Origin of the sequence: Lysinibacillus sp. A4 (genome assembly GCF_024919535.1) — a bacterium.
In the GTDB taxonomy this organism is placed as follows: domain Bacteria; phylum Bacillota; class Bacilli; order Bacillales_A; family Planococcaceae; genus Lysinibacillus; species Lysinibacillus capsici.
This window is the reverse complement of record NZ_JANWTB010000003.1, coordinates 609,503-617,235: the sequence shown is the minus strand read 5'-3', so window position 1 is coordinate 617,235 and position 7,733 is coordinate 609,503. Positions and strand designations below refer to the sequence as shown.

At 39.9% G+C, this 7,733-nt stretch carries 6 protein-coding genes and 13 tRNA genes; 16 read left to right on the top strand and 3 right to left on the bottom strand.

Annotated features, from left to right (window positions below):
• Positions 1-45 precede the first annotated feature (45 nt).
• The 13 genes from NY607_RS08465 (at position 46) to NY607_RS08405 (ending at position 1,262) form a co-directional block, all read left to right on the top strand.
• Positions 46-122: transfer RNA gene (locus NY607_RS08465), tRNA-Pro, on the top strand.
• A 15-nt stretch (positions 123-137) separates the two neighbouring features.
• Positions 138-213: transfer RNA gene (locus tag NY607_RS08460), tRNA-Ala, on the top strand.
• A gap of 28 nt (positions 214-241) precedes the next feature.
• A tRNA-Met gene (locus tag NY607_RS08455) sits at positions 242-315 on the top strand.
• A 7-nt stretch (positions 316-322) separates the two neighbouring features.
• Positions 323-399, top strand: a tRNA-Ile gene (locus NY607_RS08450).
• Positions 400-414: 15 nt separating this feature from the next.
• Positions 415-507, top strand: a tRNA-Ser gene (locus NY607_RS08445).
• Between the two features lie 53 nt (positions 508-560).
• A tRNA-Met gene (locus NY607_RS08440) sits at positions 561-635 on the top strand.
• Positions 636-638: 3 nt separating this feature from the next.
• Positions 639-714: transfer RNA gene (locus NY607_RS08435), tRNA-Asp, on the top strand.
• Between the two features lie 58 nt (positions 715-772).
• Positions 773-848 (top strand) — tRNA-Phe (locus tag NY607_RS08430).
• Positions 849-853: 5 nt separating this feature from the next.
• Positions 854-927: transfer RNA gene (locus NY607_RS08425), tRNA-Gly, on the top strand.
• A gap of 1 nt (position 928) precedes the next feature.
• Positions 929-1,005 (top strand) — tRNA-Ile (locus NY607_RS08420).
• A 4-nt stretch (positions 1,006-1,009) separates the two neighbouring features.
• Positions 1,010-1,086: transfer RNA gene (locus NY607_RS08415), tRNA-Asn, on the top strand.
• 11 nt (positions 1,087-1,097) lie between these two features.
• Positions 1,098-1,188 (top strand) — tRNA-Ser (locus tag NY607_RS08410).
• A 2-nt stretch (positions 1,189-1,190) separates the two neighbouring features.
• A tRNA-Glu gene (locus NY607_RS08405) sits at positions 1,191-1,262 on the top strand.
• 139 nt (positions 1,263-1,401) lie between these two features.
• On the opposite strand, the gene NY607_RS08400 is transcribed toward NY607_RS08405, so the two are convergent.
• From NY607_RS08400 to NY607_RS08390, 3 genes are read right to left on the bottom strand one after another with little or no spacing between them, the layout of a single operon-like run.
• Complete coding sequence (locus NY607_RS08400) at positions 1,402-2,196, bottom strand: ABC transporter ATP-binding protein (protein WP_131521247.1); 795 nt, start codon at positions 2,194-2,196, stop codon at positions 1,402-1,404.
• Positions 2,197-2,211: 15 nt separating this feature from the next.
• On the bottom strand, positions 2,212-3,267 hold the full coding sequence (locus NY607_RS08395; RefSeq protein WP_259419442.1) for a FecCD family ABC transporter permease: 1,056 nt from the start codon (positions 3,265-3,267) through the stop codon (positions 2,212-2,214).
• Positions 3,267-4,268 carry a FecCD family ABC transporter permease gene (locus NY607_RS08390; RefSeq protein WP_131521248.1) on the bottom strand — a complete coding sequence of 334 codons (1,002 nt, stop codon included), beginning with the start codon at positions 4,266-4,268 and terminating at the stop codon, positions 3,267-3,269. The genes NY607_RS08395 and NY607_RS08390 overlap by 1 nt, the downstream gene beginning before the upstream one ends.
• A gap of 159 nt (positions 4,269-4,427) precedes the next feature.
• On the opposite strand from NY607_RS08390, the gene NY607_RS08385 reads away from it, so the two are divergent.
• The 3 genes from NY607_RS08385 (at position 4,428) to NY607_RS08375 (ending at position 7,662) form a co-directional block, all read left to right on the top strand.
• Positions 4,428-5,408 (top strand): ABC transporter substrate-binding protein, encoded by a 981-nt coding sequence (locus NY607_RS08385; protein WP_131521249.1) that lies wholly within the window; start codon positions 4,428-4,430, stop codon positions 5,406-5,408.
• 134 nt (positions 5,409-5,542) lie between these two features.
• Positions 5,543-6,757: a diaminopropionate ammonia-lyase gene (locus NY607_RS08380; RefSeq protein WP_237898529.1), complete on the top strand. Its 1,215-nt coding sequence runs from the start codon at positions 5,543-5,545 to the stop codon at positions 6,755-6,757.
• Between the two features lie 143 nt (positions 6,758-6,900).
• Positions 6,901-7,662: a MerR family transcriptional regulator gene (locus tag NY607_RS08375; RefSeq protein ID WP_103118696.1), complete on the top strand. Its 762-nt coding sequence runs from the start codon at positions 6,901-6,903 to the stop codon at positions 7,660-7,662.
• Positions 7,663-7,733 lie beyond the last annotated feature (71 nt).

The window sequence follows — 7,733 nt, the reverse complement described above, 5'->3', positions numbered from 1 at the left end:
AGAAGGTTATGGGTTCGACTCCTGTCGGGCGCGCCATAAGAACAACGGGAAGTAGCTCAGCTTGGTAGAGCACTTGGTTTGGGACCAAGGGGTCGCAGGTTCGAATCCTGTCTTCCCGACCATTTCCAAAAAATTATGGGGCCTTAGCTCAGCTGGGAGAGCGCCTGCCTTGCACGCAGGAGGTCAGCGGTTCGATCCCGCTAGGCTCCACCATAAGTAAATTAACCAGTATAAAGATCCTGGCGGCGTAGCTCAGCTGGCTAGAGCGTACGGTTCATACCCGTAAGGTCGGGGGTTCGATCCCCTCTGCCGCCATCTTAAAGGACCTTTAGCTCAGTTGGTTAGAGCAGACGGCTCATAACCGTCCGGTCGCAGGTTCGAGTCCTGCAAGGTCCACCATTTATATATTGTAACGGAGGTATACCCAAGTCTGGCTGAAGGGATCGGTCTTGAAAACCGACAGGCGGGTAACACCGCGCGGGGGTTCGAATCCCTCTACCTCCTCCAGTTTTAAATTTTTATAAATGGTGCTTTAAAAACTCGAAACAACATAAAATTATCGCGGGGTGGAGCAGTGGTAGCTCGTCGGGCTCATAACCCGAAGGTCGTTGGTTCAAATCCGGCCCCCGCAACCAAAAGGTCCCGTGGTGTAGCGGTTAACATGCCTGCCTGTCACGCAGGAGATCGCCGGTTCGATCCCGGTCGGGACCGCCATTTTTAAAATAAAAGTCATGAGAAGCAAAAGAGTGAGAAAGCTTAGCATGGACGAAATGGGTCAGTAGCTCAGTTGGTAGAGCATTAGATTGAAGCTCTAAGTGTCGGCGGTTCGATTCCGTCCTGACCCACCATTTATGCGGGTGTAGTTTAATGGTAAAACCTCAGCCTTCCAAGCTGATGTCGTGGGTTCGATTCCCATCACCCGCTCCAAGGGCCTATAGCTCAGCTGGTTAGAGCGCACGCCTGATAAGCGTGAGGTCGATGGTTCGAGTCCATTTAGGCCCACCATTATTCCGAAGTAGCTCAGTTGGTAGTAGCACCTGACTGTTAATCAGGTTGTCGCAGGTTCGAGTCCTGCCTTCGGAGCCATTTTTTATTTTGGGGAAGTACTCAAGAGGCTGAAGAGGCGCCCCTGCTAAGGGTGTAGGTCGGGTAACCGGCGCGAGGGTTCAAATCCCTCCTTCTCCGCCATGGGCCCGTTGGTCAAGTGGTTAAGACACCGCCCTTTCACGGCGGTAACACGGGTTCGAATCCCGTACGGGTCATACTAAGTGCAGTAGATGAATTTACATCTACTGCACTTTTTAATTTACTTGATATTTAGATTTATAACTTAGCTATAATAAATGAAAGCCTACACAGAATGATTAAACTGTGTAGGCTTGTTTTTTTTTAAAATAGTGATTAAATTTTTCGTCCTTTTCCATATGGGATGCAAAGAGGTGTACCAAAGATTGGATCTGTCGTCATTTGGCAATCAAGGTCAAACACATGATTAACTAAATCAGTGGTCATAATTTCTTCTGGTTTCCCTTGACGATAGACACCACGGTCACGCACTGTAATAATATGATCGGCATAGCGACAAGCAAGATTAATATCATGTAGGACCATAATAATAGTTCGCTTTTGCTGTTGGTTCAATTCGTATAGTAAATCTAAAACGTCTATTTGATGAGTTAAATCTAAGTATGTCGTAGGCTCGTCTAAAAGAATGATATCTGTATCTTGAGCAAGAGTCATAGCTATCCAAGCACGTTGACGTTGTCCTCCTGATAGCTCATCTACTGGTCTATCTTGTAAATGCTCAGTGCCTGTAGCTTTTAAAGCGTTTAAAACGATTTCTTCATCCTTTTCAGTCCACTGTTGTCGCCAACTCTGGTAAGGATAGCGACCTTGTTTCACAAGTTGTAGGACAGTTAAGCCTTCTGGTGCAACAGGAGATTGAGGAAGAATAGAGAGGTTTTTAGCCACTTGTTTTGTTGATAATTTAAAAATATCCTCACCGTCTAATAAAACGGAGCCTTTTTTAGGTTTTAATAATCGAGCAATGGAGCGTAAGAGTGTGGATTTTCCACAGCCATTCGCTCCGATTAATACAGTAATTTCATTCAAAGGAATAGATAAATTGAGATCTTCGATAATATTAAAATCACCATAACTTAATGTTAGGGATTTGGTTAATAAAGATTCAGTCATGTAGTATAGACTCCTTTATTTTTTAGGGTTTCTAAATAATAAATAGATAAAGTAAGGAGCACCGATAGCAGCAGTAAAGACGCCTGCGGGTACTTCTAATGGGCTAAATGCTGTACGACCTATAATATCTGCAACCATTACAAGCAATGCACCAATTGCAGCGGATGCTGGAATAAGTACACCGAACGATGAACCAACAATGCGTCGTGCAATATGAGGAGCCATTAATCCTACAAACCCAATAGCACCAGCAAATGCTATGGCACTCGCTACTAAACTGGAACATAATAGAATTAAGTAAAGGCGTGTTTTTTGAACAGGCTGCCCTAGGCTTGATGCTGTATCATCACCTAATTCTTGAACATTTAACTGCCGAGTAATAAAAAAGGTTATAAGTAGAAGTACAATAATCAATGGAACAACGATTAGTACTTGATCCCAATCCGAACTTTTGACACTACCCGTAATCCATTTATTCGCTTCACTTGCTTGATAAATTGGGCCGATAATCATTAACATTGTAGTAATTGCTTGCATGAATGCCGACACGCTAATACCGATTAAGACAAGACGATTTGGTGTGACACCATCTTTCCAAGCAAATAGGTAGACTATACATCCGACGATAGTAGCACCTATGAATCCTGCTAATGGCAACCACTCTATACTAACTGTTAAAGAGTGATTAGAATCACTGAAAATGGCTAAGAAACCAACAACCGCTGCCCCACCACCAGCAGATATGCCGATTATATCAGGTGAGGCAAGTGGATTTTTAATGATTCCTTGTAAAACTGCACCTGCGACGGCTAACGCCATTCCAGCAAACAAGGCCATGAAAATTCGAGGCATTCGAAAATCAATAATAATCAGTTGATCAAAATCTGAGCCGTAACCAAAAAAAGCTTGTAAAACTTTAAATGGATTGATGAATGAATCACCAAATGATGCACTAAGAAAGAACACGGCAAGAGTTAGTATGCAAATCACTGTTAATTTTTTTATAGCTTGTACATCTATTAAAAATGAAATTTTTTGTTGAAGTAAACGAATTGTTTTTACATGTTTCATTATTTTTTTCCACCTTTTCGCGCAAGGTAAATAAAGAATGGTGTGCCAATCATAGCAGTCATGACGCCTACTGGAACTTCTTGTGGCATGATAATATAACGAGCCGCAACATCAGCCAGCAATAAAAGTATCCCCCCAAGTAAAGCAGCCATAGGAATAAGCCATCGATGATCAGTGCCGACAAACTTGCGCGCAAAATGGGGAACGACAATCCCTATAAAACCAATGGGGCCAGCAATTGCAACTGCTCCCCCTGCTAAAAAAATAACAATAAGACCGACCAATATCTTCATAAGTCCTAAACGTAAACCAAGACCTCTTGCTACATCATCGCCAAGAGCGAGAATATTCATTTTGGGGGAAATGATGAGGGCAGCAATCCACCCAATTACTAGATATGGTAGAACAGATAGTAGAATTTCAAGTTTTCTACCTTGTACAGAACCTGCTAACCAAAACAAAACTTGATCAAGCTCTGCTTCATTTGTAGCGAGTAAACCTTGCGTAAATGATGCAAATAGGGCACTGATGGCAGCACCAGCTAAAGTTATTTTCACTGGAGTAACAGCATCTCTACCTGAGAAACTAATCCCATAAACGGATAAAGCAGCGATTGCTGCACCAAGAAATGCAATCCACGCAAAAGATTGCAAGCTTGAAATGTGGAAAAAAATCATGGCAAAGACAACAGCAAAGCCTGCTCCTGCATTAATGCCCAAAATTCCAGGAGAGGCTAATGGATTTTTCGTTAAGGTCTGCATAAGCACGCCTGTAATAGCTAATGAAGCACCAACGCAACTGGCTATAAGAGCTCTTGGAATTCGAACATTTTGAATAATAAGATGCTCATTTGAATGGTTAAATTGTCTAAAAGATTCATACGTAGTTTGAATAGAAGTATTTGCATAACCATACACAATACTGATCCCCATAGAAAGAAGTAATAGTATGACTCCTACTAGTAAAGCAATCATTTTAGAATAATTATTTTTTAATATCATATTTAACGTGTACTCTTTTCTTGGAAAATTAATAAATTAGTTATTGACATTGATAGTTACATACAATACGATTAATATCGTTCTTAGACAGATGAAAGTGATTTTCATTCTCGTCAAATATGCTTAAACATTTTATCATATACATTGGAGGAAGAAAAGGTGCAAAAAGCTTTTCCAAAACTATTAGTTTTACTAGCTGTGGTTGCTATTTTTGTTCTGGCAGCATGCGGTACTTCTAAAGATAATGCCAAAGAAGAAAGTACAAAAGAAAGCAATGCTTACAGTGTTGACCATGCAATGGGGACAACTGAAGTAAAAGACACACCAAAACGTATCGTTGTTTTAACTAATGAAGGAACAGAAGCATTATTAGCTCTAGGTATTAAACCAGTAGGTGCTGTTCAATCTTGGACAGGCGATCCATGGTATGATCACATCAAGGATCAAATGGAAGGTGTAGAGGTTGTCGGTATTGAACATGAAATAAATATCGAAAAAATTGCTTCTTTAAAGCCAGATTTAATCATTGGCAATAAATTACGACAAGAAAAAGATTATGCTAAACTTAGCAAAATTGCTCCAACTGTGTTTTCTGATACATTACGTGGTGACTGGAAAGAGAATTTTAAATTATACGCTAAAGCAGTAAATCAAGAAACAAAAGGTGAAGAAGTTCTAAAAGCTTACGAAGATAAGTTACAAGCTCTGAAAGAAGAACTTGGAGAACAAACCAACCAAGAAGTTTCATTTGTACGCTTTATGGCCGATAAATCTCGTATCTATTACACAGATTCATTCTCAGGTGTGATTTTTGATGCTTTAGGATTTAAACGTGTTGCAGCGCAAGCAGATTTATTTAAAGATAATGCTAAACTAGGAAACTTAGCGATTGAAGTAGGGAAAGAAGCGATCCCTCAAATGGATGGGGATGTTATTTTCTACTTCACGTACATGCCAACAGGCGATGATTCAGCACTAGCAACTGAACAGGAATGGACACAAGACCCGCTTTGGAAAAACTTAACAGCAGTCCAAAAAGGCAAAGCACATAAGGTGGATGATGTCATTTGGAATACGGCTGGAGGCATTTTAGCTGCGAATATTATGCTAGATCAAGTGCAAGAAATCTTTGTTAAATAATTTTCTTTTAAACTATACATGTATCGATGTTCGATACATGTATAGTTTTTTATTTCCTAATATATACTCTCCTGGTACTTTAAAGTTAGATAGACTATGATGTAGAGAGTGATCATAAATTGAGGGGGATGGCGATGAAGGAAAAATTAAGGTGGGTTTATAATCAGCATTATTTAGAGCAAGATCATATAAAACAAGCAACAGCAATACTTCCATATTTTTCACTAGATCAAGTGAGGAAGGTTGGTCAATTTCAGCGTACATATAAGCAATTTGAGAAGACACCACTCCATCATCTTGAGGCACTATCTTCATATATAGATGTAGAAAAAATTATGATTAAAGATGAATCTTATCGATTTGGTTTAAATGCCTTTAAAGTTTTAGGCGGTATTTACGCAATTGCGCAATATGTTGCCAATAAGCTTGGAAGGAATATAGAGGAGCTATCGTTTGAACAGTTAAAAACTCCAGAAGTAAGAGCGCAAGTAGGCAATCTAACATTTATTTCAACGACAGATGGAAATCATGGTCGGGGTGTGGCATGGGCTGCAAGAGAACTGGGTTTTCAAGCAAGAATATATATGCCAGCTGGTAGCGCCGCTGAGCGGTTACTGCATATTAAAAGTGAAGGGGCTTTTGCTGAAATTACGACAATGAATTATGACGATACTGTTCGTTATACCTCACAGCTTGCACAAGAAAATGGCTGGGTCTTGATTCAGGATACGATGTGGGAAGGCTATGAAGAAATTCCATTATGGATTATGCAGGGGTATACAACCCTTGTACAGGAGATTGATGAACAGATTCAGCAAGCCCCAACACATGTATTTTTGCAAGCTGGTGTGGGGTCCTTTGCCGGAGCAGTAGTAGCATTTTTACAGCAATACTATGAGCAGGATATTACATTTGTCTTGGTTGAGCCACATGTCGCTAATTGCTATTATGAAAGCTTTAAGAAAAATACAGATCAATTTGTCACTGTTGGTGGGGAGATGCAAACTATAATGGCAGGTCTTGCTTGTGGTGAACCGAATCCACAGGCTTGGCAAATCTTAAAAGCCTTCATAAAAATAAGTATCTCGTGTGAGGAAGAAATAGCAGCAACAGGTATGCGCGTTCTAGGAAATCCTTTAGCTACAGACACTCGCATTATAGCTGGTGAATCAGGAGCAGCGCCATTTGGTTGCTTTTATGAAATAATGACGAATGAACAATATAAGGAATTAAAACATGCCTTGCACCTAAATGAACAGGCGAAGGTGCTGTTTATTAATACAGAGGGTGATACAGATAAAGAGAGTTATCGAGAAATAGTATGGCATGGGAAATATGCGAATCAATAGCAAACTAGTGATTTACTAGTTTGCTATTTTTACTTTTGTAAAAGGATTTGAAAGTATAATTAAGTTTAATTAAATTTTTTTATTTTAACTCTTGACCTTAACGTTGCGTCAAAGCTTACAGTAGCATTAGTGGAGGTGATGAGATGGAATATACCATTCAGGAGCTTGCTCAACTATCGGGTGTTAGTACAAGAACATTGCGTTATTATGATGAAATTGGATTGCTGAAACCAGCAAGGACCAATGAGGCAGGTTATCGATTTTATGGCCAATGGGAGGTCGATATGTTGCAGCAGATTTTATTTTACCGTGCATTAGATATGAAATTAGCGACAATTCAGGCTATTATTCAAGCACCAAATTTTCAGCATGCTGAGGCGCTCAAAACACATAGAGCTGCTTTGCTTCAACGCAAAGAGCAGCTGGAAACGATCTTACAGACAGTAGAAAAAACAATACAATCCATTGAGGAGGAACAACCAATGTCAAATGAAGAAAAATTTAAAGGCTTTAAAGAAAAGTTAATTGAGAATAACGAAAAGCAGTACGGCAAAGAAATCCGTGAGAAATATGGGAATGAAACAGTAGATGCATCCAATGCTAAGCTTATGAACATGACGGAGCAACAATATCAAGCGATGCAACAGCTAGAACAGCAAATGTTTGAACGTTTAGCAGAGGCAATGAAACTTGGAGATACTACAAGTGACATTGCGATGGAAGTGGCAGAGTTGCATAAACGCTGGCTCAACTTTACGTGGAAAGAGTATTCCAAAGAGGCACATGCAGGGCTGGCACAAATGTATATTGCTGATGAACGCTTTACAGCTTATTATGATGAACGTGGTGAAACAGGAGCAGCAAAATTTTTGCATGACGCCATTATAGCTTATACAAGTAAGTAAATAGGTCTTCCTTATGCTGACATGTTTTAGAAATCGTAAAATAGGAAAAAATGAAAGCATGAGGAGGAGAT

Coding starts and splice junctions, on each gene's coding strand:
- NY607_RS08400 (WP_131521247.1), bottom strand. CDS start 2,196: ATGACTGAATCTTTATTAACCAAATCCCTAACATTAAGTTATGGTGAT.
- NY607_RS08395 (WP_259419442.1), bottom strand. CDS start 3,267: ATGAAACATGTAAAAACAATTCGTTTACTTCAACAAAAAATTTCATTT.
- NY607_RS08390 (WP_131521248.1), bottom strand. CDS start 4,268: ATGATATTAAAAAATAATTATTCTAAAATGATTGCTTTACTAGTAGGA.
- NY607_RS08380 (WP_237898529.1), top strand. CDS start 5,543: ATGAAGGAAAAATTAAGGTGGGTTTATAATCAGCATTATTTAGAGCAA.
- NY607_RS08375 (WP_103118696.1), top strand. CDS start 6,901: ATGGAATATACCATTCAGGAGCTTGCTCAACTATCGGGTGTTAGTACA.